This is a genomic window from Castellaniella sp. UC4447_H14, from assembly GCF_052978285.1.
The window spans coordinates 911,185-936,353 of the sequence record NZ_CM129666.1; the positions used below are offsets into that span (position 1 = coordinate 911,185).

Genomic DNA, 25,169 nt, shown 5'->3' on the forward strand with positions numbered 1-25,169 from the left:
ATTCAAGACTTCAGGCGGCCGCGCCCATCCGCTGTGTGGTGGTCCGGCGCAACGCAAACACGTCCACGATCAAGGCCACGCTTCCATCGCCCAGAATGGTGGCTGCGGATATGCCGGGGACCTTGCGATAATTGGTCTCCAGGTTCTTGACGACTACCTGGTGCTGCCCGATCAGATGATCGACGATCAGGGCAAACCGGACGTCCTCGGCCTGGAGGATGACGGCAATGGCCCGCGTGAGATCGGTTTCGGCGCCGCGGACGCCGAAAGTATCATGCAAGACCACAATCGGCAGATATTCGCCTCGCACGTGCAGCATCTGCTCCGAATCCGAAATGCGATGAATCTGTTCCGGAGTGGGCTGCATGGACTCCATGACATGGCTCAGCGGGAGGATGAAGGTCTCTTCGCCGACCTTCACCGACATGCCGTCCAGGATGGCCAGGGTGAGCGGCAACACGATGCGGGTGGTGGTCCCTTCTCCCTTGCGCGAAGAGAGCTGAATATGTCCCCCCATGCTCTGGATGTTGCGGCGCACGACGTCCATGCCGACTCCGCGTCCCGAAATGTCCGTGATCTTGTCAGCCGTCGAGAACCCCGGCGCAAAGATCAGCTGCCAGAGCTCCTCGTCGGGCGTCGTGTCCGACACCGCGAAACCGGTCTCCTTGGCCTTCTTCAGGATCTTTTCGCGATTCAGGCCGGCGCCGTCGTCGTCGACTTCAATGATGATCTGTCCGCCATTGTGCTGAGCGGACAGGGTCAGCGTGCCCTCCGGGTCCTTCCCGGCGGCGGCGCGCACCTCGGGTGCTTCGATGCCGTGGTCCAGGCTGTTGCGCACCAGGTGCGTCAGCGGATCGATAATGCGTTCGATGAGACTCTTGTCGAGTTCGGTCGCCTGCCCCCTGGTGACCAGCCGGATACGCTTGCCCAGACGGCTGGCATTCTCGCGCACGACGCGCGGAAAGCGGCTGAACACATAGTCCATGGGCATCATCCGAATCGACATCACGCATTCCTGGAGGTCGCGCGCATTGCGTTCCAGTTGCTCGATGCCATTGAGAAGGCGGTCGTGCAGCACGGGGTCCAGCGACTGCGAAGTCTGCACGAGCATCGCCTGGGTGATGACGAGTTCGCCCACCAGATTGATGATCTGGTCGACCTTCTCCACGCCGACGCGGATGGTGCCGCTTTCCTTGTGCTTGGCCGCCTTCCGATGCTCGGCCTCGTGGGTGTTGGCCCCGGAGGGCCCATGAGGCGCATCGGCGAGGACTGGAATCTCGGGGGATTCGGGTTGCACACTGGGCGCGGCGCTGATCGTTGTCGCAGGAACCTGCGGCGCCACAGGAGCGGCTGGTGCGGGAATCGCCGCCACAGAGGACGCCGGCGTGGCCGCCGGGCCGGACGGCAACGGCTCATGGCTGACCTTTACCTGATCCGCATTCACGATGAAGCAGCACACGGCCTCCAGGTCGTCCGCGCCGGTGGTGGTCTTCAGCCACAACGCCAGGTTGCCGTCCTGATGCTCGCGATGCAGGATCTCGCCCATCAGTGCCATCTCGTTGCACAACGGCTCCACGTCCTTGTCCTGGATCCGTACGATACGCACGCAGACGCAGGCGTCCGCCGCCGATGCGGCCGCGGCGGCCGCAGGGGCATGGACGGGCGCGGCGGCTGGAACTACTGGGGCTGCAGGCGCGGAGGAATTGGCAGTAGCCTGAACAGCAGCGGCCGGACCACCATTCTGGTGCTCCTCCGCCAGTTGGCGGAGCTGCGCACAAATGCGCTCATAGGTCTCTTGATCCGGTCTGTCGGAACCGCGATAAGCGGCAACCTGGTCGGTCAGCACGTCCTTGGTTTCCAGAAATAAGTCGATCATGTCGCGGCGCAACGCCAGTTCTTCGTGCCGGATCAGGTCGAGCAGGTTCTCGAGCAGATGGGTGGTCTTCGCCAGTTCTTCGAAACAGCCGAAGGTTCCTGCTCCCCCCTTGATGGAGTGCGCCGCCCGGAAGATGGCATTCAGATGGTCCGGATCGGGATGATCCAGATCCAGATCCATGAGCTGTTTCTCCATGTTGGTGAGCAGCTCGTCGGCTTCGTCGAAGAACGTATCGAAAAACTCACTCAGATCCACACCTGCACTCATATCAGTCCTCACCCTTATTGAGCCGATGGGCCCGCAGGCCTGGCTGGAGAAGCCGCCGCAGCCTTGCCCGGCGCCGACGGTGTGCCCGACGGCCGATGCGCGGCGGCTGGAGCCGCTGACGCAGAAGGCACCGTAGAAATCGGCAGCGTGGCCGCACCCCGAGCGGCCGGAGCCGCCGACCCGGAAGGCGCGACTGGAACCGGGGATGTGGCTGCTCCCTTGGCGGCTGCCGCACCCGCCGGAGCACCCGTCGTGTCAGCCGGCGATGGCGGCTGGTCCGGCGAAGGGTTGCCAAGCTGCTCCAGCCGCTGGCGGATATCGATGCCCTCGCCCGCGGCGTTCTGCGCGTCGATGCGCCGCTCGGCCCGGCGATTCAGCACCAGAATGCTGATGCGCCGGTTGACGGCCGCCAGCGGATCATCCTTGATCAGGTCCACCGTGTCGCCCAATCCCAGGATTCGCTTGACCTTGTGTTCGACCAGGCCGCCGGCCACCAATTCACGCCGCGCGGCATTGGCCCGGTCCGCGGAAAGCTCCCAATTGCTGTAGCGACGGTCCCCCATGGCATACCGGGTGGCATCCGTATGCCCCGAAATCGTGATGGAATTGGGCAGTTTGTTGATGAGCGGCGCCAGCTCACGCAAAATGTCGCGCATGTAGGACTGAACCACCGCGCTGCCCGTCGCGAACATGGGACGGCTCTGCTGATCAAGAATCTGGATGCGCAGCCCGTCCGGGGTCATGTCCAGCAGGAGCTGCGGCCGGAACTGCTTCAGCACCGGGTTGTTTTCGATCAGGTTCTCGAGCCCGGACTTCAGGTCTTCCAGGTTCTCAAGATCCTGCTGATCGGCGGGATCGGCATCCTGATTGCTGGGTGCTGGCGTCGGGTACGGGTTGGGAATGACGCTGGGATCGCCACCTGGAATCTGAGACTTGCTGTTGTCCAGCTTGGGGCCGCCCGTGATGGCCGTCGCCAGCGGCATCCGGAAATACTGCGCAATGCCCTCCAGATTCTTCTTGGGCACGAGCAGCAGCAGCCACATGACCAGGAAGAACGTCATCATGGCAGTCATGAAGTCGGCGTAGGCGATCTTCCAGCTCCCGCCGTGGTGCGCTTCACCATAGGCACGCTTGCGTCGGACGACAATTCGGCCGTGTTCTTGCTTGGCCATGGCTGCGGTTCCTCAGACCTTGGCCGCGTTCTTCGTCTGCCGCACGTGGTCCTCGAGTTCGGAGAACGACGGGCGCACGGACGAAAACAGGACCTTGCGGCCAAACTCCACCGCCAGCGGAGGGGGGTAGCCGTTCATGCTGGCCAGCAGCGTGACCTTGATGCATTCCAGGACCTTGATGGCCGCCACGGATTGCCGTTCCACGGCGGAGGCAAAGGGCGCCACGAAACCGTATGACAGCAGAATGCCCAGGAAGGTCCCCACCATGGCCTCGGAGATCAGGTGCGCCAGAACCGCGGGAGGCTGATCCACAGCCGACAGAGCCTTCACCACCCCGAGGACGGCGGCGACGATACCGAATGCCGGCAATCCATCCGCCACCGCGCGCACGGCATTGATCGGGGTATTGTGCTCGTTGTGCAAGGCCTCGATCTCCTGGTCCATCAAGGTCTCGATCTCGAATGAATTCATGTTGCCGCTGATCATGATGCGCAGATAATCAGTCAGGAACTCCATGAGTTTGGCGTCTCTCTGAACCTGGGGGAACTGGCTGAAAATGGCGCTGGAGGCCGGGTCTTCGATGTCGGACTCGATGGACATCAGGCCGTCCCTGCGAGACTTGTTCAGCAGTGTGTACATGAGCGCCAGCATCTCCATGTACAGTGGCTTTCCGTAAGGACTGCGCTTGATTGCCTTGGGGAACGCCTGGAACAGCAGCCGGATGGACGCGCCGTTGCTGCCGCCGATATAGGCGCCAACAGCCGCCCCGCCGATCAGCAGGAACTCGAACGGCTGGTACAAGGCGCCCAGATGTCCACCGACCGCCGTGAAGCTGACGATCACCGAAACAGCGACGACCAGATACCCCAGAATGATAAACACGCGCCCGCCCCAATTATCCGAATATCGCCCATCATCGCCCGTCCCGCTTCATTCAAAAGCAGGGCTCAACAGGGCTTTTTGTCCACAGATCCGTCCTCTGGACCCGCTATGCGAGCATTCGGCCGGCCGTCTTGCGCCGGGCCCGGGTCTTGCCCGCCCGTGGTGGCGGCTTGCAGATGGCGCAGATGAAACCGGCTTCGGGGTCGTGAGCGTGGGCCACGAAGTGGCCACCACACTGCTGGCAGGCCGAAAGCTGGACCAGGCCACTATCGAAAAAGCGCACCAGCATCCATGCGCGGGTGAAGCTCAGCACCGGCTCCTCAGGGGATTCGCCCGCAGGCAGGCCCACCGAGGACTGCTCCAGATAGAGCCGATAGGCTTCCACCAGCGCCTGCGACTTCTTCGCCGGCGTGAACGCGTCCATGTAACGGTAGATGTTGAAGAACAGGCTGGAGTGGATATTGGGGAGCCAGGTCATGAACCAGTCGACCGAAAACGGCAGCATGCCCTTTGGGGGAGAGGCGCCCTTGATCTCGCGGTAAAGGCGCGCCAGGCGATCGTAGCTCAGGGAGGTCTCAGCCTGCAGCACCTGCAAGCGGGCACCCAGGCGGATCATGTCGGTGGCCAACAGAATATCGTCGGCCTCTCGTGCAACGCTTTTGGAGGCCATCTCGATCAGGCGCTGACGGGCTCGCGCTGGGCCATGAGGATGGTGGAGTGAGCCTGTTGCAACACGCCGCCCAGCACTTCGTGCGTCAGTGATGCGAGCAACTGGGCGTCGTTCAACCGGAACGCGCACAATACCGAATTGGAGCTGGCCAGCTTCACGATCTGTGCCGGCGAAAGGTTCAAGACAATGTCCGCCACATCCGCATTGAAGCCCAGCCTGAACATGCCGGCCGGAAGATTTTCGCGCAACAGGCGCTGTGCAAGCATCAAGTAGGAGAGATTGACCTCGCGAATATCATTCAACAGCGCAGAATCAAGGGTGGACATGGGCTTCCTCTAGTGCGAACTTGTACCGGGCCAGGACAACACCGGATTGCCATACTTCAATTTCCTAACAGCAATCTGAATGCATTTGTCACATTTAAGGCTGAAACATTATTTAGATCCGGTCATCGAAAATACATTTTCATGCAAATTTGACATGGACAGGGTGAGTATATCGCCTAAGTCGTTGTTTTTCGTTGTTACCTGAGACACGAATATAGAAATTATTGAAACCATAGGTAACTTACATGGATGAGGATCCCTGACACAGGCCAATGACGGCGGAATTCCGCCTAGGAAACCAGGGGAACAGGAACGCTGCCGTAGTGCCGGGCCAGCTCCAGGAAGTCGGCCAGGCGCCCATCGGCGGCTATTTCTTCGCGTAAGATTCCCGCCACAGCCGGCGCTTGACGGGCGGCCATCGCCGCATTCAGAAAGAGCATACGGTGTCGCCGGGCCAGTATGTCTTCCACCGTGCGCGCATATTCGTACCGGACAGCGAAACGCACCATCGCGGCGGTCAGCCCGAGCGCGAGTTCCTGTTCGGCTCCCGGCAGCCCGCCGACCACGTCCGCTTCGCTGCCATACAGGTGCAGGCCCGGGGGCGCCGTCATGGGGGTGCTGGCCTGGCCGGGCGCGGGAGCTCCCACCAACGGAAAGTGTGCAGTGCGCGAAGCGGGCAGCGCATCGAGCAGGCGCGCCTGGACACAGCGCCGCAGCACGTCCTCGGCCATCGCCCGATACGTCGTCCACTTTCCGCCCGTCACCGTGACCAGCCCGGCGGGACTGACTCGGACCGTGTGCTCGCGGCTGATGGACTTGGTGTCCTCGCCCTCTTCGTTGGACGGCCGCACCAACGGGCGCAAGCCTACCCAGATGCTCAGGACGTCTCCAGCCCGGGGGGCCTTCGCGAGGACATGGCCGGCCTCGCGGAGGATGAAGGCGACTTCTTCCGGGAGCGCCTGTGGCTCGCGAGCCACGGCGTGTCGTGGGGTGTCGGTGGTGCCCAGAAGGACATGCCCCTGCCACGGCACCGCGAACAGCACCCTGCCATCGCGCGTGTGAGGAACCAGCAGCGCTTCCCCAGACGGGAGAAAGGACCGGTCCACGACCAAATGCACGCCCTGGCTGGGGGCGACCATGGGCACCGTGACGCGGCCGGCAGCCGCATCGTCCATCTGGCGCACCTCATCCACCCATACCCCCGCCGCATTGATGACGCAACGCGCACGCACCTCGCCCCCCTCGGACGCAGGTTCCAGCGCATCCCGCCATCGCACGCCGCAGACGCGGCCCGTCTCATGCACGACTTCCGTCACCGGGCAGTAATTGAGCAGCAAGGCACCCTGCGCCGCCGCCGTACGCGCCAGCGCAAGCGCCAGGCGAGCATCGTCGAACTGGCCGTCCCAGTAGCGCACACCGCCAAACAGACCATGCGCGTTCAGGCCGGGCAAATGAGTTTTCACGCCGGCCGGTCCCAGCCATTGGGTCCTCCCCAGGCTGGCCGCACCCGCCAGGGCGTCATAGGCCTTCAGGCCCATCCCATAAAACGGGACTTCCCAGAACCGGTAGGCCGGCATCACGAACGCCAAGGGCTGCGCCAGGTGCGGAGCGTTGTTCAGCAGCGCCTGTCGTTCGTGCAGGGCTTCGCGCACCAGCCCGACATTGCCCTGCGCCAGATAGCGCACCCCGCCGTGAACCAGCTTGGTGGCGCGCGACGAGGTCCCTGCGGCGAAGTCGCACGATTCCAGCAACAGCACTGACAGCCCGCGCAGGCGCGCGTCCAGCGCCACGCCCAGGCCCGTGGCTCCGCCGCCGATGACGACGACGTCCACCTCGCGCAGCGCGCGCAGGTCGGCAAGCAGCCGCGCGCGATCAGTGCGGAGGGGGGGCAAGACCATGCGGTTCATTTTGCAGCAATCTTTTCATGCCCGCTTCGGGCGGTTTTCCGGCATTCTATTCGCTTACAACGCTCAAAGGAGTGGCCATGAGTTACCTGCTTGCCTTGGACCAGGGAACATCCAGCACCCGCAGCATCGTCTTCGACCGCCAGGGCCGCATCGTGGGGCTAGCGCAGCGCGAGCTCACCCAGCATTACCCGCAGCCGGGCTGGGTAGAGCACGATCCGATCGAAATATGGCGCAGCCAGCAAGACACCCTGCGCGAAGCGCTGGGGCGAGCGCGGATCGCGGCATCGGAAATAGCAGCGATCGGAATCACCAACCAGCGTGAGACCACGATCGTCTGGGATCGCCACACGGGGGAACCCATCCACCCCGCCATCGTCTGGCAGGATCGACGCGCCGAGCCCACCTGTGCGGCACTGCGCGAACAGGGGATGGAACCCATGATTCAGGCCAGGACCGGACTGCGCGTCGACGCATACTTTTCAGCCACGAAGCTCAAATGGATTCTCGACCACGTGGCGGGCGCTCGCGCGCGCGCTGAAGCCGGCGAGCTGCTGTTCGGAACTGTGGACTCCTGGCTCATCTGGCAGTTGACGGGCGGCCAACGCCACCTGACGGATGTCAGCAACGCCGCCCGCACCATGCTCATGGACATCCACCGCAACGCCTGGGACACGGAACTGCTGGACCGACTGCAGATCCCGGCCGCCATGATGCCGGCCATTCTTCCCTCGTCGGCCGCCTTCGGGCACACCCATACCGACGTGGCCGGCCGCGAAATTCCGATCTCAGGCGTGGCGGGCGACCAGCAAAGCGCGCTGTTCGGCCAGGCCTGCTTCCACCCCGGCATGGCGAAGAACACCTACGGCACGGGCTGCTTCATGCTGATGCACACCGGCGGGCATTTCCAGACCTCGGCCAACGGTCTGGTGACCACCAGCGCCGCCCAGATCGACCATCAGCCCGCCTTCGCCCTCGAAGGCAGCGTATTCGTCGGCGGCGCCGTCGTCCAATGGCTGCGCGACGGCCTGCGCGCCTTCGTGCATAGCAGCGACATCGAGGCGCTGGCCCGCAGTGTCCCGGACGCGGGCGGCGTGACGTTTGTCCCCGCGTTCACTGGGCTGGGCGCGCCATGGTGGGACGCCGAGGCCCGCGGCACCATCACGGGGCTGACGCGGGGCACCACCATGGCGCACATTGCTCGTGCGGCGCTGGAGAGCATCGCCTACCAGAGTGCCGCAATGCTGCAGGCCATGAGCCGGGACGCCCAGGCCACGGACGCAGCGCCGCTGGAAGCCTTGCGCGTGGATGGCGGCGCCTGCGTCAACGATCTGCTCATGCAGTTCCAGGCGGACCTGCTGGGCATTCCCGTGCTGCGTCCCACCATGGTGGAAACGACCGCCTTGGGCGCCGCCTTCCTGGCCGGCCTGCACGCGGGCGTCTATGCCGACACCCAGGAGCTGGAATCGCTCTGGCGGGTGGAGCGCCAGTTCGATCCGGTCATGCCGCACGACGAGGCTGCCGACCGACTGGCCGCCTGGGATCACGCCATACGGCAGGCCTGCACCCGCTAAAGCAGCACCGTTCCTTATAGAATGGAGTCACCCACAGTCATCGTCCGCCTCGCGTGCCACGGGACACCATGCTGAAAAACCTGATCCTGATCGTCGCGATCTTCGTCGCCATCTTGCTGGCCCTGACGTTCGGCGAAGCCGTCTTTCACGACATCTTCGCCTGGATCTCCACCCTCACCGGCGTCCTGATTCGCAATTTCAGCGACCTGTTCGCCGTGGTGGGGAACTATCTGCGTGCGCACACCGGCAAGGTCCTGCTCGCCATCGCGCTCACCGTCCCGGCCAGTCTCTGGGTGCTGCGCTCGCGACGCGGCGCGCTCGGCCACCCGGCCACGCAGCGCCGGATAGCGATCATCCTGGCGCTGTTCCTCGGCTGGCTCGGGGTACACCGATTCTATCTGGGCCAGGTCGGCTGGGGAGTCGTGCTGCTGGTGATCGCCTGGATCTTCCTGCCGCTCGCCGCCGTGATCGGGCTGATCGACGCGATCCGCTACCTGTTCATGGACGAAGAAACGTTCGCCGCCACACAGCTTTCCTGATGCGGCGATGGTGACTGCAGAGTCCTGCTCCTACCGCGTCGTTGAATCCCCCGCCGGCCCGGCACGTGGCCCGCTGGCCGATGAGAAGCTGCTGCCGCTGGCCGTCGACGGCGCCGCCGCCTGCATGTGGCAAGCGCCACAAGGGCTGGTCGTGCCACGCACCTATGCAGCGCACCCCGGCTTCGACGCCATCCGGTCCGAGCTGGCCGGCCAGGGCTGGCCCGTCCACGTGCGCCAGTCGGGCGGCGGCGTCGTTCCCCAAGGAACCGGCATTCTGAACATCAGCCTCGCTCAGCGCTTCACCGGTCGCCCGATGGATCATGCCGACGCCTTCTACCGGCATCTCTGCGCCCTGCTCCAGATCAGCCTGCTCACTTTCGGAATCGAAGCGCGCGCTCAGGCCGTGGAGGGTTCGTTTTGCGACGGCCGCTACAACCTGGCCGCCGGCTCTCCGGCCCGCAAGGTCGTGGGCACGGCACAGTTGTGGCGTCACATCCCGGGCCACGACTTCACGCATCAGGTCGCGATCGTGCATGCGATGGTGCTCGCCCAGTGCGATACCGACGAGGCCACCGCGCGGGCCAACCAACTCGAGGCGGCCCTGGGCTCGGGCCGGCGCTACCAGCCGGAAAGCGTAGCGTCGCTGGACCACTGGCTGCCCGACTCCCGCCGCCCCGGATTCTGCTCAGCCCTGGAAGATGAACTGCTGGATCAGCTCCGCACCTGGCCGACGCTGTGACATGTCCGCGGCCAGACGTCCGGCCTTGCGCCGGGCGCAATGCGCCGACGTGGCGCGTCCATGCCACAACGTGCTTGCCGCGCTTGCCGCAGTGCGGAGACACTCCTAAAATCACCGAAGATTTACCATACGAGCATCGCTAGGGGTGCCGCTCGCGCGGCTGAGACAGTCCCTTCGAACCTGATTGAGATCATCCTCGCGCAGGAAAGCAGCTCGCCATGGCGACGCTTGCCGTCGCCGCGCGCCTGCTTCCTGGCTTTTCCGACAGGCGCACCATGAGTCCGTCCGCTTCAATTCCATCATCCGACACCATCCCGGCCGCCGAGCGCGTCTTTGGCTGGCGCGAACACATGTCCCTCTGGTTCAGCCTTGGTGTGGGCCTGCTCGTCATGCAGGTCGGCGCCTACCTGGTACCGGCACTGGGCACGCGCGAGGCGCTATGGGCCGTCGTCGCAGGGTCCATCGTCGGAGCCGGACTGCTCGCCTGGGTTGCCCGCATCGGATGCGAAAGCGGGTTGTCGAGCGCCGGGCTGATCCACGCGGTCTACGGGCGGCGATTCGCCCACCTGCCGGTCCTGCTCAACGTCATCCAACTGGTCGGCTGGGCTACCTTTGAACTGGTCGTGATGCGCGACGGGACACGCGCCATCAGCCGCCGGGCCTTCGGCATGGATCCAGGCCTGATTCTGCCCACCCTGCTGTGGGGCCTGATCGTCATGGCGCTGCTGCGGGGATCCATGGTGACGCTGGTACGACGCATTGTCAGCCGCGTGGGGCTGCCGCTGGTCATCCTGTCCCTGCTGTGGCTCTCCGCACAATTTGCCCTGAAGCTCGACGCCCAGGGACTGCACACCCTATGGCAGCGCGCCGGGGACGGGAGCATGAATACCTTCCAGGCACTGGACCTGGTGATTGCCATGCCGGTCTCATGGCTTCCGCTGGTAGCGGATTACGCCCGACACGGCAAGAGCGCGAGCGGCGCACTGGGCGGCACCTGGCTGGGTTATGCCATTGCCAACATCTGGTGCTACGCCCTGGGGGTGCTGGTCGTCACCGTAACGGGACCGAACGTGGACATGGTGAGCGCCCTGCTGCTGGCGCAGGGGGGCCTGATCGCGCTGGGCCTGATCCTGGTCGATGAGCTGGACAACACCTACGGCGACCTGTATTCCGGATCCGTCTGCACCCAGAGCCTGTTCGCGTCGATCAGCGTGCGGACCTGGAGCACAATTCTGGCCGCCGTGTCCATCGTTTGCGCGATGGTGCTGCCCATGCACAGCCTGGAGCCGTTCCTGCTGACGCTGAGTTCGGTCTTCGTGCCGCTTTTCGGCGTGATCCTGGGGCGCCTGGGCACGCATTCTGCCTATCTGTCCGGTACTCCTCGGGCGATCCACACCGCTCCGGCCGTGATCTGGGCGCTGGGCATTGCGTGCTATCAGGGGTTGGCCCTATGGGCCCCGCAATACGGCAGCGCCCTGCCCACCCTGCTGCTGACCTTTGTCCTGGGAGCGGCGAGCGCGCGCGTGGGCGCGCGCGCCACCCAGGCCGCACCGCAATGATTCAACCCTTCTCGGGGTCCTTCACCGCCTCGTAGGTGTGGAACTCGACGTTCTGCAGGACGCCATTGACCCGCTCCACGCGACGGATGTAGACGTTCTGGACGATGTCGCGGGTTTTGGGATCGATCAAAACGGGCCCCCGCGGGCTCATCCACTTCATGCCCTTGACGGCCGACATGAAGGCGTCCCCGCTGGCATCGCCGTTGGTTTTTTTCAGGGCCTCGTAGATCAGATTCATGCCATCGTATCCGGCCACCGAGATCATGTTCGGGCGCACCCCCGGATACGCCTTCATATAAGCGGCGACATACGCCTTGTTTTCCGGCGAGTCGTGCGACTGCGCGTAATAGTACGAGGTGATGATCCCCAGCGCGCTGTCGCCGATGGCATCGATCATGTCCTCGGTCGTGATGTCGCCTGTCGCCAGCAACTTGATTCCCGTCTTGTCCAGGCCGCGCTCCTTGTAGCCTTTGGCGAAGGAAATCCCCTGATCACCGTTGGGGATGAACAGGAACAGGGCATCCGGCTTGGCGTCCTTGATTTTCTGCAGGAACGGCGCGAAGTCCGGGCTGGTCAGCGGCGTGTGCAATTCGCCGACGATCTCGCCGCCGGCCTCCGTAAAGGTCTTCTTGAACTGCTTGGCGGCATCATGGCCGGGGCCGTAGTCCGCGACGATGACGTAGACCTTCCTGACGCCGTTTTCCTTGGCCCAGGTGGCCATGGGCGCGGCAACCTGCGGCAGCGTCGTCGAGGTCCGCGTGATGTAGTCGGACTTGGTAGTAATGGCGGAGGTGGCCGCGTTCATCACGACCATGGGCGTGTGGGTCTCCTGGGCCAGCGGTGCCGTCGCAAACGCGCCGGGCGTCAGGCCGAAGCCCGCCAGCACGTCGACCTTGTCATTGATGAGCAGGCCTTGGGCCTCACGCTTGGTGATGGTGGGATTGACGCCGGTATCGTCCTTGACGATCAGCACGACCTTGCGTCCCGCCACCGTATCGCCATGCTGCTGAACGTACAGCTTCACGCCGTTCATCATCTGCTGGCCGGTCGTGGCAAAGGGCCCCGAGAGCGGAACGACGAGCCCGATCTTCAGGTCCTTGGCCTGCGCCAGGCCGGGCGCTACCGCCGCGAAACATACGGCGGCAAGCGCCATTTTCAGCTTCAACATCCGAATCATGTGTAGTCTCCTCTGGGATCCTCTATCCCACCGACTGACTGTAACCCGGGCCGCGCACTGGGAACTGCCGGCGTTCCCGCCGCTGGCCCTGAAAGACCCTAGGAGAATCCCTGACTCAGCGCCTCTGGGCATCGATGGGAAAGTGCGTCAAATCGGAGCGCGGCCGGGCCAAACCTTCCCCACCATGTCGCATCCAACCTACAATGCCTTCGCCCCTGGCTGCATCTGGAACGAACCCTCAAGGAAATCCGATACCCATGGAATGGAAAGTCGCGCTGGCCGAAAGCGGTATGTGGCTCGTCAAAGCCTATGTCCTGACACTTCTGGTCGGGGTCTTCGCCACCTGGGGCCTGGTGCGATTTACACGATGGGGCAATCAGTTCTGGCAATTGACGGCCGCCTATTTTTCTCCGCGCCGAAGCTGGAAGCCGATCGCGGGGCTGGCCTTGATCCTGCTGCTGACGCTGGCCGCCGTGCGCGTGGATGTGCTGTTTTCCAACTGGTACAACACCATGTACAGCGCACTCCAGAAGATGGACGAGGCTGGCTTCTGGGCCGCCATGCTGCTGTTTGCGATCCTCGCCACGGTGCATGTCGTGCGCTCGCTGTTCGACTTCTACGTGGAGCAGGCTTTCGTGGTCCATTGGCGCGAATGGCTGAACGAACGCATGCTTGTGCGCTGGATGGAGCGCCAGGCCTATTACCGTTCCCTGTCGCTCAGCCACCTCGCCGACAACCCGGACCAGCGGATCCAGCAGGACATCACCAATTTTGCGCAGACGTCCATGACGCTGGCTGTGGGGCTCATCAATTCGCTGGTGTCGACCATCGCATTCACCGCGATCCTCTGGAGCCTGTCCGGCCCCATGACGGTACTCGGGTACGAGATTCCGCGGGCCATGGTATTCCTGGTCTTCATCTACGTCTTCATCGCCACCATCCTGGCGATCTGGATCGGGAAGCCACTGATCCTGCTTAACTTCCTGAATGAAAAACTGAACGCCGATTATCGTTATGCGCTGGTCCGCGTGCGCGAATACGCCGAGAGCATTGCCTTCTACCGCGGAGAGCGGGTCGAAGGCAGCACGCTTCGCGGAGTGTTCCGGCAGGTCATCGGCAATGCCTGGGCCATCATCTACCGGTCGCTGAAATTCCTGGGATTCAATTTCGTCGTCACCCAGACGGCGGTCGTCTTCCCTTTCATCATCCAGGCGGCGCGCTTCTTCACCAAGCAGATCAGCCTGGGCGACCTGATCCAGACCGCACAGGCTTTCGGGCAGTTGCAGACCAACCTGTCGTTCTTCCGCAATATTTACGACAGCTTCGCCACCTATCGTGCCACCCTGGACCGCTTGACCGGATTTGATGCGACCATCGATGCCGCCCGGGCCATGACGCTGCCGCCATCGCGCCAGGACGGCCAGCGGCTCGCGCTGCTGGGTGTCACCGTCCGTCGGCCGGATGGCGAGGCGCTGCTGAAAGACGTCAACCTGGAAGTCGCCAGCGAACAGCCTTTGCTGGTACGCGGCCCGTCGGGCTCCGGCAAGACGACACTGCTGCGCATGATCGCGGGGATCTGGCCCTATGGATCGGGGGAAATCGTGCGGCCTCAGACCGCTTCGCTATTCCTCGCGCAGAAACCTTATCTGCCGCTGGGGACGTTGCGGCAGGCACTTCACTATCCGCTGCCGGTGGATCCCGTCACCGCCGAGAACGACCCCAAGGTCCTGGAGCTGGTGCAGCTCGGGCATCTGTGCGACCAGCTGGACTCGCACGATGACTGGAGCCGCATCCTGTCGCTGGGGGAACAGCAGCGTCTGGCCTTCGGGCGGCTGCTCATCGCACATCCCAGCGCAGCCTTCCTGGACGAGGCGACATCCGCCATGGACGAGGGTCTGGAAGACGCCATGTACCGTCTGCTGCGTGACCGTTTGCCCCAGGCCCGCATCGTCAGCGTGGGACACCGCAGCTCGCTGCGCCGCCACCACGGCGTGGAACTGGTCCTGAAAGGCACCGACGGCGGCTGGTCGCTGTCTCCCATCTAGGAGTCCACGGACATGGAATACTATCTCCCCGTCAAGAACCTGCACATGGCCGCCGTCGGTCTGAGCATCGTCTTCTTCGTCATCCGGGCCTACTGGTCCGTCACGGGATCGGCGCTGCTGCAGCGGCGTCCGGTGCGCATCGTGCCTCACGTCGTCGACAGTGTGCTGCTCGTGTGCGGGGTGATCCTGGCGGTCAGGATAGGCCCCGCGCAGCCCTGGATCCTGACCAAAATCGTTCTGCTCGTCGCCTACATCGGCGTGGGCACCATCGCGATCAAGCGCGGGCGCACGCGGACCACCCGGCTGGTCGCCGCGGTGGCCGCCGTCGCCATCTTCTTCTACATCGTGGGCGTGGCTGTCCGTCACGACCCGGCCTCATGGTTCGCGTGATGCCATGATCGGCATCAGCGTCCGTCAGCTCGAGGTCTTCATCGCCGTCGCCACGCTGGGCAGCGTACGGCGCGCATCCGACGACCTGCACCTGACCCAGCCGGCCGTGAGCATGGCGCTGGGGGAGCTGGAGCGCCACCTGGGCACGCCGCTGTTCGACCGCATCCGGGGCCGCCTGCACCTGAACCCGCGGGGCCTCGAGCAGCTGGTTCAGGCGCGCGAGATCCTGGAGCGCCTGCAGGACATGCAACGCCGCCACGCTGACCGACGGGGAGCCCTGACGGGCGAACTGCGCATCGGCGCGAGCAATACGGTGGGGAACTATCTGGTGGGGGAACTTCTCGGACCGGTCGTGGCCCAACACCCCATGATCGCCCTGCACCTGGCCGTGGACAACACGCGCCACATCACGCAACGCCTGCTGGATCGCGAAATCGATCTTGCTTGCGTCGAAGGCCCGGTGCACCATGCGCAGCTGGAAACGCTCACCTGGCGCAACGACGCTCTGGTGGTCTGCGCGGCCCCGACCAACCCCCTGGCACTGAAGGCACGGCTGACCCCGGAAGACTTCGCCGATACCCATTGGATCCTGCGCGAGCGCGGCTCGGCGACCCGCAGCCAGACGGAACAGATGCTGACTTCTCTTCCACCGGGCCGCATCCTGCTGGAACTGGGCCAGATCGAAGCCATCAAGCAGGCCGTCATCGCCGGCCTGGGCATCGCATGCCTGCCCGCGGCAGCGACGGTGGACGCCGTGGCCACGGGCCGCCTGCGCGTCCTGCGCACGCCCTTTCTGCATCTCGAGCGCCGTCTCTCCCTGGTTCTGCACCGCAGTCGTTATCGCGGTACGCTCATCGAAGCCTTCCTGCAATCCCTGGAGATTTCGCCTCATGCCCAAGACTGAACACCGCATCGCCACCGCCGTACAGGCCTACGAAGTCCGTGCGCTGGTACTTCAGGGCGGAGGCGCGTTGGGGGCCTATCAGGCAGGAGTGTTCGAAGGTCTGACCGAGGCGGGCATCGCGCTCACCGATCTGGCGGGGATCTCGATCGGGGCGCTGAACCTGGCCATCATCGCCGGCAATCCTCCTGGGAAACGCGTGGAACGCCTGCACGAGTTCTGGGACCTTATCTGTCAGCCCTATTTTGGCCAGAGCGCCAACCCGCTGATCGAGGACACCCTGTTCCATACGAGCGACCTGGCGCGCCAGACCCTGGGCGCACTGTACGCAAGCAGTGCACTGATGATCGGCCAGAAGGGGTTCTTCCGCCCACGCTTTCCGCCCGCGTTCCTGTCCGGCACCCTGGATCCCGTCTGTGTCGGCCATTACGACACCCAGCCGCTCAAGGCCACGCTGGAGACGCTATGCGATTTCGACCGCATCAATGACGCGAAAAAACTGCACGTTTCAATAGGCGCCGTCAACGTACGCACGGGGAACTTCACCTACTTCGACAACCGGCGCATACGGCTGCAGCCGGAGCACTTCATGGCATCGGGGGCGCTGCCGCCCGCCTTCCCGGCCATTGAAATCGAGGGTGAATACTACTGGGACGGCGGCCTGGTTTCGAACACGCCGCTGGCGCAAGTCCTGCAACAGCGCCCCGAGCGGGACACGCTGGTCTTCCAGGTGGACCTCTGGTCCGCGCGAGGGGCGGTCCCGCACAAGCTGAGCGAGGTCAGCGACCGCATCCAGGACATCCGCTATTCCAGCCGGACCCGCCTGATCACCGAGGAAATGCGGACCCTGCGGAAGATGCAGCGGCTTCTGCGCCAGGTGCTGGACGAGGTCCCCGCAAAGATCCGCGAGGAATCCCCGGCCTGCCGGCAGGCGGCCGAAGCGGCGGCATCACCGCGCAGCAACATCGTCCACCTGATCTATCGCGACAAACCCTACGAACAGCACTTCCGCGACTTCCAGTTCGGCCTGGCCACCATGCACGAGCATTGGACCAGCGGCCTGCACGATATTCGCAGCACGCTGGCGCATCCAGCCTACTTCGCCATGCCGGACAACGAAGCGGGCTTCGTCACCCACGACGTGCATCGCGACGAGATCGAGCAAACCATGCAACCGCGCAGCCGGACCAACTGAAGCGCCGCTTTCAGCGGGTCGCATCCCCCGGTGCGCGACCAGGCGCCGCCTCATGAACGAAGCGAGACGTCGCCCGCGCTGCCGGTAGCGACCGGCGCCGCCCAAGGATGAGAGCCGCCACCGCCACCAGTACGGTCCCCGCCACCTGAATCGTCGTGATGGGCTCACCCAGAAATGCCCATGCCAGGAACAGGATGGAGACGGGCCCCAGCAAACCGAGCTGCGCTGTCAGCGGCGCACCGATACGCGCGACCGCCCACATGATCATGAAGGTAGGCAAGACGGTATTGACCGTGGCATGGATCAGCGACAGACCATAGACGGGCCAGCTCTGATCCAGGCCGCCCCAACCCTTTACGATGAAGAAGTGCGCCATGGTCACCAGCGTGGAGACCGTCATGGCGTAGGCCGTGAGGCGGGTGGGGGTGACCCGCTCGACCAGCTCTCCGGAACCGATCAGATACAGCGCATAAGAAAACGCGGCCGCCAGCACAAAGCCCGCGCCGAGAAATACGTGCTCGCCTGAGATCGACAGGTCGGCCCAGAACACCAGCGCCACGCCGGCATAGGCCAGCGCCATGGCCACCCACTGGCGCGTCGCGATCGGCTTATGCAGGAACCAACCCGAAATCAGCAGAACGAAAGTAGGCGCCAGGAACAGGATCAGGCGTTCCAGGCCGGCCGTGACATATTGCAGGCCGAGAAAGTCCAGCAAACTGGACAGATAGTATCCAATGAAGCCCAGGACAATAATCTTGAGCCCGTCACGCCGGTTGAGACGCGGCAGCAGGCCACGCCGGGCCCGTCCCGCCTGAGTCCAGGCGATGACCGCGAAAAAGGGGAAAGCCAGCAGCATCCGGAAGCCAATTACATCCAGAGCATCGACACCATACCGATAAAGGAGCTTCGCCACCACCGCCTTGGCTGAAAACAGGACGGCCCCCAGACCCGCCAGAACGAAACCCGTCCAGAACAGGCTGCGGGAAGGTGCTTTCATGATTATTGTCTAGTCAGATACTGAGTAGTACAATTTTACCACGCACGCCTCCTTTCCAATTTGCACCATGCCCGCTATCCCGCCCTTCTACACCAGCGATCCCGGCGACCTGGGGCTTGACCGCAACGTCGGCCTGCTGATTCGCCAGCTTCACACATTGATCCATCAGGTCATCAATCAAATGGCGGGCCCGCTGGGCCTGACTTCCCATCAGTGGCGCCCGCTACTGCTGATCAGCTACAAGGGCATCGACACTCCGGCCGAACTGGCCCGCGCCCTCTGCATCGACACCGGAGCCGTGACACGGGCGCTGGACCGGCTGGTCGCCAAAGGCTTTGTGCGTCGCGAGCGGGCCTCCGACGACCGGCGCGTCGTGAAGATCGTGCTTACCGACGCCGGCGTGGCCGCCTCGTCGCAGATTCTGCCCATCATCGCCGAGACGCTGAACCTGCATCTGCAGGGCTTCTCGGACGACGAATTCCGCATGCTGCTCAGTCTGCTCAGGCGCATGATCGCCAATGGAGAAAGCCACCTCCGGGCTACAGCCCCAAAACAGTAGTGGGAAACCCCATTTTTCGGGACGGCCCCTATATAATTGCCTAGTCAGATACCAACACCATCAACAATATTCAGTTTTCTGTCAGCATGAAACCGTTTCTGCCCCTGTTGCTCGTCCTGTCGCTATCGGCCTGCGCACAGATTGAACCCGGCCAGTCCGCCGTCCAGCCCCTGACAGGGCCGTCGTTGTCACTGCGGGAAGACACAGCCATTGCATGGCCGCAAACCCGATGGTGGCGCCGTTACCAGGATCCCCAACTGGACGCACTGATAGCCCAGGCACTGCAATCCAGCCCGTCGCTGGACATCGCCGCGGCGCGTGTGAGGACGGCGCAGGCCGCCGCGCGGGGCGCCCGCGCCGTGCAATGGCCGCAAATCAACGCCAACTTTCACGTCACGCGCGAACGCCTGAGCGAGAACTATATCTATCCGCCTCCGCTGGGCGGCTCGTTCCAGACTGATACGGGGCTGGGCCTGCAACTGGACTTCAATCTGGACCTTTGGGGCAAGCAGCGATCACTGGCCAAGGCTGCGGGGCAACGAGCCCTCGCCGCACAGGCGGCGCAGCAGCAGTCCTACACCCTGCTGGTCTCGGCCGTCACCCAGGGCTATTTCCAGTTGCAGGATGCGCTGGCCCAGTTCAACGCAATTGCCACCATCGTCGGCAAACTGCAAAAGGCACTGGACATCACGCGCGACCGCTACAAGAACGGGCTTGGCATCCAGGTTGACGTGGATCAGGCGGACTCGGCCGTATCGGCGGCCCAAGTGCAGCTCGCGCAGGCACGCAACAACGTGGAACTGCTGGAACACCAACTGGCCGCGCTGCTGGGACAATCGCCCGAACAGCTCACCCCCATCAAGGCCCGCACGGGAACCGCGCTGCCCAAGGGCGTGCCCGAACACATGCCGATGGCGCTTCTGGGGCGCCGAGCGGACATCGCGGCGGCACGTCTCCAGGCGGAGGCCGCTGGCGCTGAAGTCTCAGCGGCCAAGGCTGATTTCCTGCCCAACGTCGACCTGTCGGCCGCTGCGGGTTTTCTGTCGCTCGGGCTGGACAAGCTGGTCCGCAGCAGCAGCCAGAACAACAGCATCGGGCCGGTCATCACGCTGCCGATCTTCAATGGCGGCGCGCTGAACGCCCAATTGTCCGGTCGGCGCGCCGCCCGCGACGAGGCCATCGCGCAATACAACGAGACGGTGCTGGGCGCTCTGCGCGAAGTCGCCGACACCAGCGCATCGATCCGTTCGCTGCATGAGCAGATCCGCCACCAGGAAGCCAGCCTGAAGGCGATCACGTCAGCCTATGACGTGGCGCTGGACCGCTATCGCGAGGGGCTGGGCAACTTCGTCCAGGTGCTGCTCGCACAGAGCGAGGTCCTCAAACAGACCATACAGACCACGGACCTACGCGCCCGCGCGTACATTCTCGATGCCCAGCTCGAGACCGCCCTGGGAGGCGGTTATGGCGCCCCGGCGACCGCTGCCGCGCCCGCATCGAACCCACAATAATTCCACCGTTTCGCTGAATCATGACCGAACCCAGCATCCCCCGCACCAAGCCCACCCGCAAACACCTGCTGCTGTGGGCCACCCTCGTGTTCATCCTGCTCGCCGTTCTCTATGGAATCTGGTGGCTGTTGTATGCCTCGCATTACGAATCCACCGACGATGCCTACGTTCATGGCAACCTGGTCCAGGTGAGCGCACAGATTCCCGGCACCGTCGTATCGATAGGCGCTGACGATACGCAGACTATCGCGCAGGGCGCGCATCTGGTCACGCTGGATGGCAGCGACACGCAAATCGCGCTGGCCCAGGCCGAACAGTCGCTGGCGCAGACGGTCCGCCATACTCAGACGCTGTTCGTGCAGAACGATGCGCTGGCCGCCGACGTGGCCGTGGGGCAAGCCAACGTCGAACAGGCCGACGCGCTGCTGCACAAGGCCCAGAACGACCTGCAGCGGCGCAACGCGCTGCGCAACTCGGGCGGCGTGAGCGGCGAGGAACTGCTGCACGCACAGGTTGCCGTGAAATCGGCCCAGGCCGGGCTGGCGCAGGCGCGCGCAGCAATGGCGGCTGCCAAAGCGAAACTGGCCACCAACCAGGCGCTGACACGCGGCAGCACGGTCCAGTCCCACCCGGACGTCCGCCAGGCCGCCGACCGCGTCCGCCAGGCATGGCTGGCCAACGCGCGCACCCACGTACTGGCGCCGGTGGGCGGCATGGTGGCCCAGCGCTCGGTCCAACTGGGACAACGCATCCAGCCGGGCACCCCCCTCATGACCATCGTGCCCCTGGACGCGCTGTGGATCGAGGCCAACTTCAAGGAAAACCAGCTTCATGACATGCGGCCGGGCCAAAAGGCCACGGTGGTATCGGACCTGTACGGCAGCAAGGTCACCTACCACGGAACCGTGGTGGGCGTCTCGGCGGGCAGTGGCAGTGCCTTCGCCCTGCTGCCGGCTCAGAACGCCAGCGGCAACTGGATCAAGGTCATCCAGCGCGTGCCGGTACGGATCGCCCTGGATCCCAAGGAACTCCAGGATCATCCCTTGCGCGTCGGGTTGTCCACGACGGTGGACGTGGATCTGTCCTCAACCTCCAGCGAAGCGCCGAAGCAGCAGCCGGTCTCCACGATGCGCACGCCGGTCTACGACCGTGATTCCGCCGCGGTCGACGCGCTGATCCAGCGCATCATCCGGGAAAACATCGCCAAATGAGCGCAGAACCCGCTTCTCCGGGAGGGGCGCCCGGCGCCCGCCCCGCCGCCGTTCTGCCGCCGCTGGAAGGCAGTGCACGCGCGTTCGGCACGATCGCCCTGTCGGCGGCCGTGTTCATGAACGTGCTGGACTCATCCATCGCCAACGTCTCGATTCCGACCATTGCGGGGGATCTGGGGGTGAGCGCTACCCAGGGCACCTGGGTGATCACCTCCTTTGCGGTGGCCAACGCCATCACCGTGCCGCTCACCGGCTGGCTCACCCAGCGTTTTGGACAGGTGCGCCTGTTCGTGATGGCGGTACTCCTGTTCGTGGCCAGCTCCTGGCTGTGCGGCCTGTCCTGGTCGCTGGAATCCCTGGTGTTTTTCCGGGTCATCCAGGGCGCGGTCTCGGGTCCCATGATCCCGCTGTCGCAGTCGCTGATGCTGGCGAGCTACCCGCGCGAAAAGGCGGGCATGGCCCTGGCCCTTTGGTCCATGACCATCCTGGTCGGACCCATCGCGGGGCCGCTGCTGGGCGGGTGGATTTCAGACAACTATGCCTGGTCCTGGATCTTCTACATCAACATTCCAATCGGCCTGCTGGCCGGCTGGGCATCGTGGCAAATCTTCAAGGCGCGCGACAGCCGACGCGTGAAGCTGCCCATCGACCGCATGGGCCTCTTCCTGCTGGTGGTCTGGGTGGGTGCCTTGCAGGTGATGCTGGACAAGGGCAAGGACCTGGACTGGTTCAGCAGCCCGGTCATCACCGTGCTGGCGATCGTATCGGTCGTCGCTTTCGTCTACTTCGTCATCTGGGAGCTGACGGCCGGCCACCCGGTGGTCGACCTGACCTTGTTCGCAGAGCGCAATTTCACGGCCGGCACGGTGGCGCTCTCCATCGCGTACGGGGTGTTCTTCGGCACCGTCGTGCTGCTGCCACTGTGGCTGCAGAGCACGCTGGGCTATACCGCCACCTGGGCGGGCGTGGCGCTGGCGCCAGTGGGGATTCTGGCCATCATCCTGTCGCCCATCGTCGGCAAGCTCATGGGACGTCTGGACCCCCGCGCCATCGCCACGGTGGCATTCCTGGTGTTCGCACTCATCAGCTACATGCGCGCGCTCTACAACACGCAGGTGGACCTGTATACGGTGATGCTGCCCACGTTCATCCAGGGCGTGGCGATGGCAACGTTCTTCATTCCGCTGACCGCCATTTCGCTTTCCGGCCTGCGTCCCGACCGGATTCCGGCCGCGGCCGGCCTGACGAATTTCTTCCGGCTGGTGTGCGGCGCCTTTGGCACGTCGATCACGACCACGCTGTGGGACAACCGCGCCTCGCTCCACCACAGCCAGTTGACCGAAGCGGCCCGGCCGGGCGAACCGGCCTTCGACCACGTCATGAACGGCCTGCAGCACCTGGGGCTGAGCCAGCAACAGGGTGCGGGGCTGATCGATGGACTGATCAACCAGCAGGCCTACACGTTGTCGGCCACCGACTTTTTCTACGCCTCCGCCATCCTGTTTCTGCTGCTCATCAGTCTCATCTGGCTGGCGCGGCCGAAGAGCCGTTCGGGTGGCGGGTCAGGCGCGCCACCAGCCGCTCACTGACCATACCGTGGAAAAAATTGTGCTATAGTTCTGCTTCTTCGCAGTTCCCCGATAGCTCAGCTGGTAGAGCGACGGACTGTTAATCCGCAGGTCACAGGTTCGAGCCCTGTTCGGGGAGCCAAGAAATTCAAGGGTTTCGGACGATTCCGAAGCCCTTTGTTTTTGGTCATATTGGACGGAATGTTTGACACTGTCCAATATCCAGTAGTTCCCAGCCCGCCATCGAGCGGGCTTCTTTGTGCGTGGCGTCGCCACAATGTGCCGCCCGGCACCGGGCCGCTTGTGCTGCACCGGCTGGGCGGCCGCAGCGTCACCGTCATCCCCACCGTCGAGCTTGCTCAGTACCTGCGGACCGCAAGACCGCGCGATACAGATTTGCCCACCGGCAACACGACGATCAGGCGCCCGGACCGTAGGAGAAGGTCGACGCGAACCCGGCCGGCACTGCGCTGCCCGGGACCCGTCCCGTGGCCGCGCGGGGTGCCTGCGCCATCGACCCGCACGTCGCCCATGATGCTGGCCGAAGGATGGGCTGCATCGCCCACGGCGAGCGTGCCGGCGCTCACTGTCGTGCCGCCCGTGTAGGTGTTCACCCCGTTCAATGTCAGCGTATTGTTGCCGCCTGTGAACAGGAGGGCATTTGCGCTGCCCCCGCCGGATATCGTGCCGCTGTTGAGGATCGACAAGCCCGCATCGACGACGCCCGCACCGCCCGCGCCGGCAGGTCCATCCACACCCCCACCCCGCCGGCGCAACGATTTCTGGCGCGTTAAAACTGTATACGCCGGGAGGAAACTGCAATGACACCGGTACCACGAATCAGGGAGAAGGCCGCCTGGGCATAACGTTCGATTCGAGCCTCGTCGCCCGATCATCAGTTGAAACTCGCGGGGCATCCACTCGAGCCGCTCCTTTGATCTTGGTTTGACCGCGTTTCTGCGAATGCGATGACATCGGGTATCCGGCTGGCCATCTTCTGTGCCGTCATCGCGTGGGGCGGCATTTCCCTGTACCGAGACATCAAGAACCCGGAACGCAGACGGTGGCTTCTTAAGGTTCTCTACTGACACTCCGTTGTTTTAGTGCCTCTTGCGGTCTACGTGATTTTCACGTTATGGGCGGCAACGTAGCCCAAGAGCGGCCCCATCAGCAACACACCGCAGCCCCATGAAAGGGGCTACTTGCTTTCGGGGGGCAGCCAAGGTGCGGCGTAGCCTCTTGGTTGCTGAACCAACTGGGGCCGTGACCAGCGCCCGCCGCTGCCCGGTCGCAAGGCGACCAGTGCACAACTCGTGACTACTCTATTGCCTTTGGTATGCGGTGGTTTTGATGCCATCGGATGGCCACTGGACGCATTCAGGCACCTGTGGCAACAGCGGTAGTATCCGTATGGGCAGGCTTAAATGAAAGCTGCAGACCCAGCGCGTGGGCGACCTTTACAACGGTTGAAAGGCTCGGGTTGCCGCCACCGGACAGCGCCTTGTCCAGCCCTTGGCGGCTCATGCCTACATCACGGGCAAGCTGGCTAAGGTTGCGGGCGCGGGCCACGTCGCCCAGCGCCGCCGCAATCAGTGCGGGTTCGCCTTCCTCGACTACGGCATCAAGGTAGGCCGCGATATCTTCGTCGGTCTTGAGGTAGTCCACCGTGTCATAGCGGCTGAATTTCACGTCCATCATCTTTACTCCTTCCATTGCGCTGCAACGGTCTTTGCTAAGGCTATGTCTCTGTCCTGGCTTCCCTTGTCGCCACCGCACAAGAGCACCACCACTACAGGTCCGCGTCGTGTGAAATACACGCGGTAGCCGGGGCCATAGTCGATCCTCATTTCAGAGACTCCCTCCCCCACGGGCTTCACATCACCGGGGTTTCCAAGACTCAGCCTACGAATGCGTGTTTCAATCCCTGCGCGGGCCTTGCGGTCGCGTAGGTCGATCAGCCAGCGGTCAAAAAGGTTGGTCTTAATGAGTTCGATCATGTGCCAATTATAGTTGTCATTGACAGCATATGCAAACTATAGTTGCTATATGGTTTCTACTAGCTTATACGTGTCAACCAACTGTTCAACGGCATAGCGAAATAAAGCAT

22 protein-coding genes, 1 tRNA gene, 1 pseudogene and 1 riboswitch are annotated in these 25,169 nt (G+C 63.8%); of the genes and pseudogenes, 13 read left to right on the forward strand and 11 right to left on the reverse strand.

The genetic code is table 11. From position 1 onward, the window contains the following. Nucleotides 1-10: 10 nt before the first annotated feature. The 6 genes and pseudogenes from cheA to ACVCMJ_RS04495 all read right to left on the reverse strand — a co-directional run bounded on the left by cheA (nt 11) and on the right by ACVCMJ_RS04495 (nt 7,091). Nucleotides 11-2,143, reverse strand: coding sequence for a chemotaxis protein CheA (cheA, locus tag ACVCMJ_RS04470; protein WP_447080245.1), 2,133 nt, complete (start codon nt 2,141-2,143; stop codon nt 11-13). 311 nt (nt 2,144-2,454) lie between these two features. Beyond that, a pseudogene (motB, locus tag ACVCMJ_RS04475) lies at nt 2,455-3,315 on the reverse strand (flagellar motor protein MotB); the annotation flags it as partial. A gap of 12 nt (nt 3,316-3,327) precedes the next feature. After that, nucleotides 3,328-4,197, reverse strand: coding sequence for a flagellar motor stator protein MotA (gene motA / locus ACVCMJ_RS04480; RefSeq protein ID WP_447080246.1), 870 nt, complete (start codon nt 4,195-4,197; stop codon nt 3,328-3,330). Between the two features lie 106 nt (nt 4,198-4,303). After that, a complete protein-coding gene (flhC, locus tag ACVCMJ_RS04485; RefSeq protein WP_447080247.1) occupies nt 4,304-4,867 on the reverse strand; it encodes a flagellar transcriptional regulator FlhC in 564 nt (187 codons plus the stop codon). A gap of 5 nt (nt 4,868-4,872) precedes the next feature. Continuing rightward, entirely contained in the window at nt 4,873-5,193 is a 321-nt protein-coding gene (gene flhD / locus ACVCMJ_RS04490) for a flagellar transcriptional regulator FlhD (RefSeq protein WP_447080248.1), read from the reverse strand. Nucleotides 5,194-5,483: 290 nt separating this feature from the next. After that, on the reverse strand, nt 5,484-7,091 hold the full coding sequence (locus ACVCMJ_RS04495) for an FAD-dependent oxidoreductase (protein WP_447082748.1): 1,608 nt from the start codon (nt 7,089-7,091) through the stop codon (nt 5,484-5,486). Between the two features lie 86 nt (nt 7,092-7,177). Here ACVCMJ_RS04495 and glpK point away from each other — a divergent pair, with 86 nt between their 5' ends. From glpK to ACVCMJ_RS04515, 4 genes are all read left to right on the forward strand, one after another. After that, nucleotides 7,178-8,671 (forward strand): glycerol kinase GlpK, encoded by a 1,494-nt coding sequence (glpK, locus tag ACVCMJ_RS04500; protein WP_447080250.1) that lies wholly within the window; start codon nt 7,178-7,180, stop codon nt 8,669-8,671. 68 nt (nt 8,672-8,739) lie between these two features. Further along, nucleotides 8,740-9,210 carry a TM2 domain-containing protein gene (locus ACVCMJ_RS04505; protein WP_447080251.1) on the forward strand — a complete coding sequence of 157 codons (471 nt, stop codon included), beginning with the start codon at nt 8,740-8,742 and terminating at the stop codon, nt 9,208-9,210. 7 nt (nt 9,211-9,217) lie between these two features. Next, nucleotides 9,218-9,949, forward strand: a complete 732-nt coding sequence (locus tag ACVCMJ_RS04510) for a lipoyl protein ligase domain-containing protein (protein ID WP_447080252.1) — start codon at nt 9,218-9,220, stop codon at nt 9,947-9,949. A 131-nt stretch (nt 9,950-10,080) separates the two neighbouring features. Further along, a riboswitch (TPP riboswitch) is annotated at nt 10,081-10,173 on the forward strand. 51 nt (nt 10,174-10,224) lie between these two features. Next, complete coding sequence (locus tag ACVCMJ_RS04515) at nt 10,225-11,508, forward strand: purine-cytosine permease family protein (protein WP_447082672.1); 1,284 nt, start codon at nt 10,225-10,227, stop codon at nt 11,506-11,508. Between the two features lies 1 nt (nt 11,509). Here ACVCMJ_RS04515 and ACVCMJ_RS04520 read toward each other — a convergent pair whose 3' ends face one another. Next, nucleotides 11,510-12,685 carry an ABC transporter substrate-binding protein gene (locus ACVCMJ_RS04520; RefSeq protein ID WP_447080253.1) on the reverse strand — a complete coding sequence of 392 codons (1,176 nt, stop codon included), beginning with the start codon at nt 12,683-12,685 and terminating at the stop codon, nt 11,510-11,512. Between the two features lie 257 nt (nt 12,686-12,942). Between ACVCMJ_RS04520 and ACVCMJ_RS04525 the strand changes: the two genes are divergently transcribed. Genes ACVCMJ_RS04525 through ACVCMJ_RS04540 form a run of 4 tightly spaced genes read left to right on the forward strand, consistent with a single transcriptional unit; the run spans nt 12,943 to nt 17,216 of the window. Beyond that, nucleotides 12,943-14,730 carry an ABC transporter ATP-binding protein/permease gene (locus ACVCMJ_RS04525; RefSeq protein WP_447080254.1) on the forward strand — a complete coding sequence of 596 codons (1,788 nt, stop codon included), beginning with the start codon at nt 12,943-12,945 and terminating at the stop codon, nt 14,728-14,730. A 12-nt stretch (nt 14,731-14,742) separates the two neighbouring features. After that, nucleotides 14,743-15,120 (forward strand): SirB2 family protein, encoded by a 378-nt coding sequence (locus ACVCMJ_RS04530; RefSeq protein ID WP_447080255.1) that lies wholly within the window; start codon nt 14,743-14,745, stop codon nt 15,118-15,120. Nucleotides 15,121-15,124: 4 nt separating this feature from the next. Beyond that, nucleotides 15,125-16,024: a LysR substrate-binding domain-containing protein gene (locus ACVCMJ_RS04535; protein ID WP_447080256.1), complete on the forward strand. Its 900-nt coding sequence runs from the start codon at nt 15,125-15,127 to the stop codon at nt 16,022-16,024. Beyond that, entirely contained in the window at nt 16,011-17,216 is a 1,206-nt protein-coding gene (locus ACVCMJ_RS04540) for a DUF3734 domain-containing protein (RefSeq protein WP_447080257.1), read from the forward strand. The genes ACVCMJ_RS04535 and ACVCMJ_RS04540 overlap by 14 nt, the downstream gene beginning before the upstream one ends. Nucleotides 17,217-17,226: 10 nt before the next feature. Here the strand turns inward: ACVCMJ_RS04540 and ACVCMJ_RS04545 are convergent, their stop codons facing one another. Continuing rightward, nucleotides 17,227-18,213, reverse strand: coding sequence for a DMT family transporter (locus ACVCMJ_RS04545; RefSeq protein WP_447080258.1), 987 nt, complete (start codon nt 18,211-18,213; stop codon nt 17,227-17,229). Nucleotides 18,214-18,280: 67 nt separating this feature from the next. Here ACVCMJ_RS04545 and ACVCMJ_RS04550 point away from each other — a divergent pair, with 67 nt between their 5' ends. From ACVCMJ_RS04550 to ACVCMJ_RS04570, 5 genes are all read left to right on the forward strand, one after another. Further along, complete coding sequence (locus ACVCMJ_RS04550; protein ID WP_447080259.1) at nt 18,281-18,772, forward strand: MarR family winged helix-turn-helix transcriptional regulator; 492 nt, start codon at nt 18,281-18,283, stop codon at nt 18,770-18,772. A gap of 86 nt (nt 18,773-18,858) precedes the next feature. Continuing rightward, nucleotides 18,859-20,283 carry an efflux transporter outer membrane subunit gene (locus ACVCMJ_RS04555; RefSeq protein WP_447080260.1) on the forward strand — a complete coding sequence of 475 codons (1,425 nt, stop codon included), beginning with the start codon at nt 18,859-18,861 and terminating at the stop codon, nt 20,281-20,283. 20 nt (nt 20,284-20,303) lie between these two features. After that, nucleotides 20,304-21,494, forward strand: coding sequence for an HlyD family secretion protein (locus tag ACVCMJ_RS04560; protein WP_447080261.1), 1,191 nt, complete (start codon nt 20,304-20,306; stop codon nt 21,492-21,494). Further along, entirely contained in the window at nt 21,491-23,083 is a 1,593-nt protein-coding gene (locus tag ACVCMJ_RS04565; RefSeq protein ID WP_447080262.1) for a DHA2 family efflux MFS transporter permease subunit, read from the forward strand. Before ACVCMJ_RS04560 ends, ACVCMJ_RS04565 begins: the two co-directional genes overlap by 4 nt. 45 nt (nt 23,084-23,128) lie before the next feature. After that, a tRNA-Asn gene (locus ACVCMJ_RS04570) sits at nt 23,129-23,204 on the forward strand. Between the two features lie 217 nt (nt 23,205-23,421). Here ACVCMJ_RS04570 and ACVCMJ_RS04575 read toward each other — a convergent pair. From ACVCMJ_RS04575 to ACVCMJ_RS04585, 3 genes are all read right to left on the reverse strand, one after another. After that, nucleotides 23,422-23,817: an autotransporter-associated beta strand repeat-containing protein gene (locus ACVCMJ_RS04575; protein ID WP_447080263.1), complete on the reverse strand. Its 396-nt coding sequence runs from the start codon at nt 23,815-23,817 to the stop codon at nt 23,422-23,424. A 622-nt stretch (nt 23,818-24,439) separates the two neighbouring features. Further along, the gene (locus tag ACVCMJ_RS04580; protein WP_447080264.1) at nt 24,440-24,760 is read right to left on the reverse strand and encodes an addiction module antidote protein; all 321 of its coding nucleotides are present in this window, start codon (nt 24,758-24,760) and stop codon (nt 24,440-24,442) included. 2 nt (nt 24,761-24,762) lie between these two features. After that, nucleotides 24,763-25,059 (reverse strand): type II toxin-antitoxin system RelE/ParE family toxin, encoded by a 297-nt coding sequence (locus ACVCMJ_RS04585; RefSeq protein ID WP_447080265.1) that lies wholly within the window; start codon nt 25,057-25,059, stop codon nt 24,763-24,765. Nucleotides 25,060-25,169: the final 110 nt, after the last annotated feature.

What these genes read in the sequence shown, in the direction of transcription:
- ACVCMJ_RS04530 (WP_447080255.1), top strand. Translation starts at nt 14,743, where the DNA reads ATGGAATACTATCTCCCCGTCAAGAACCTGCACATGGCCGCCGTCGGT.
- flhC (WP_447080247.1), bottom strand. Translation starts at nt 4,867, where the DNA reads ATGGCCTCCAAAAGCGTTGCACGAGAGGCCGACGATATTCTGTTGGCC.
- ACVCMJ_RS04560 (WP_447080261.1), top strand. Translation starts at nt 20,304, where the DNA reads ATGACCGAACCCAGCATCCCCCGCACCAAGCCCACCCGCAAACACCTG.
- ACVCMJ_RS04585 (WP_447080265.1), bottom strand. Translation starts at nt 25,059, where the DNA reads ATGATCGAACTCATTAAGACCAACCTTTTTGACCGCTGGCTGATCGAC.
- ACVCMJ_RS04565 (WP_447080262.1), top strand. Translation starts at nt 21,491, where the DNA reads ATGAGCGCAGAACCCGCTTCTCCGGGAGGGGCGCCCGGCGCCCGCCCC.
- ACVCMJ_RS04540 (WP_447080257.1), top strand. Translation starts at nt 16,011, where the DNA reads ATGCCCAAGACTGAACACCGCATCGCCACCGCCGTACAGGCCTACGAA.
- ACVCMJ_RS04535 (WP_447080256.1), top strand. Translation starts at nt 15,125, where the DNA reads ATGATCGGCATCAGCGTCCGTCAGCTCGAGGTCTTCATCGCCGTCGCC.
- ACVCMJ_RS04525 (WP_447080254.1), top strand. Translation starts at nt 12,943, where the DNA reads ATGGAATGGAAAGTCGCGCTGGCCGAAAGCGGTATGTGGCTCGTCAAA.
- flhD (WP_447080248.1), bottom strand. Translation starts at nt 5,193, where the DNA reads ATGTCCACCCTTGATTCTGCGCTGTTGAATGATATTCGCGAGGTCAAT.
- ACVCMJ_RS04580 (WP_447080264.1), bottom strand. Translation starts at nt 24,760, where the DNA reads ATGATGGACGTGAAATTCAGCCGCTATGACACGGTGGACTACCTCAAG.
- ACVCMJ_RS04495 (WP_447082748.1), bottom strand. Translation starts at nt 7,091, where the DNA reads ATGGTCTTGCCCCCCCTCCGCACTGATCGCGCGCGGCTGCTTGCCGAC.
- cheA (WP_447080245.1), bottom strand. Translation starts at nt 2,143, where the DNA reads ATGAGTGCAGGTGTGGATCTGAGTGAGTTTTTCGATACGTTCTTCGAC.
- glpK (WP_447080250.1), top strand. Translation starts at nt 7,178, where the DNA reads ATGAGTTACCTGCTTGCCTTGGACCAGGGAACATCCAGCACCCGCAGC.
- ACVCMJ_RS04510 (WP_447080252.1), top strand. Translation starts at nt 9,218, where the DNA reads ATGGTGACTGCAGAGTCCTGCTCCTACCGCGTCGTTGAATCCCCCGCC.
- ACVCMJ_RS04520 (WP_447080253.1), bottom strand. Translation starts at nt 12,685, where the DNA reads ATGATTCGGATGTTGAAGCTGAAAATGGCGCTTGCCGCCGTATGTTTC.
- ACVCMJ_RS04555 (WP_447080260.1), top strand. Translation starts at nt 18,859, where the DNA reads ATGAAACCGTTTCTGCCCCTGTTGCTCGTCCTGTCGCTATCGGCCTGC.
- ACVCMJ_RS04550 (WP_447080259.1), top strand. Translation starts at nt 18,281, where the DNA reads ATGCCCGCTATCCCGCCCTTCTACACCAGCGATCCCGGCGACCTGGGG.
- ACVCMJ_RS04545 (WP_447080258.1), bottom strand. Translation starts at nt 18,213, where the DNA reads ATGAAAGCACCTTCCCGCAGCCTGTTCTGGACGGGTTTCGTTCTGGCG.
- ACVCMJ_RS04515 (WP_447082672.1), top strand. Translation starts at nt 10,225, where the DNA reads ATGAGTCCGTCCGCTTCAATTCCATCATCCGACACCATCCCGGCCGCC.
- ACVCMJ_RS04505 (WP_447080251.1), top strand. Translation starts at nt 8,740, where the DNA reads ATGCTGAAAAACCTGATCCTGATCGTCGCGATCTTCGTCGCCATCTTG.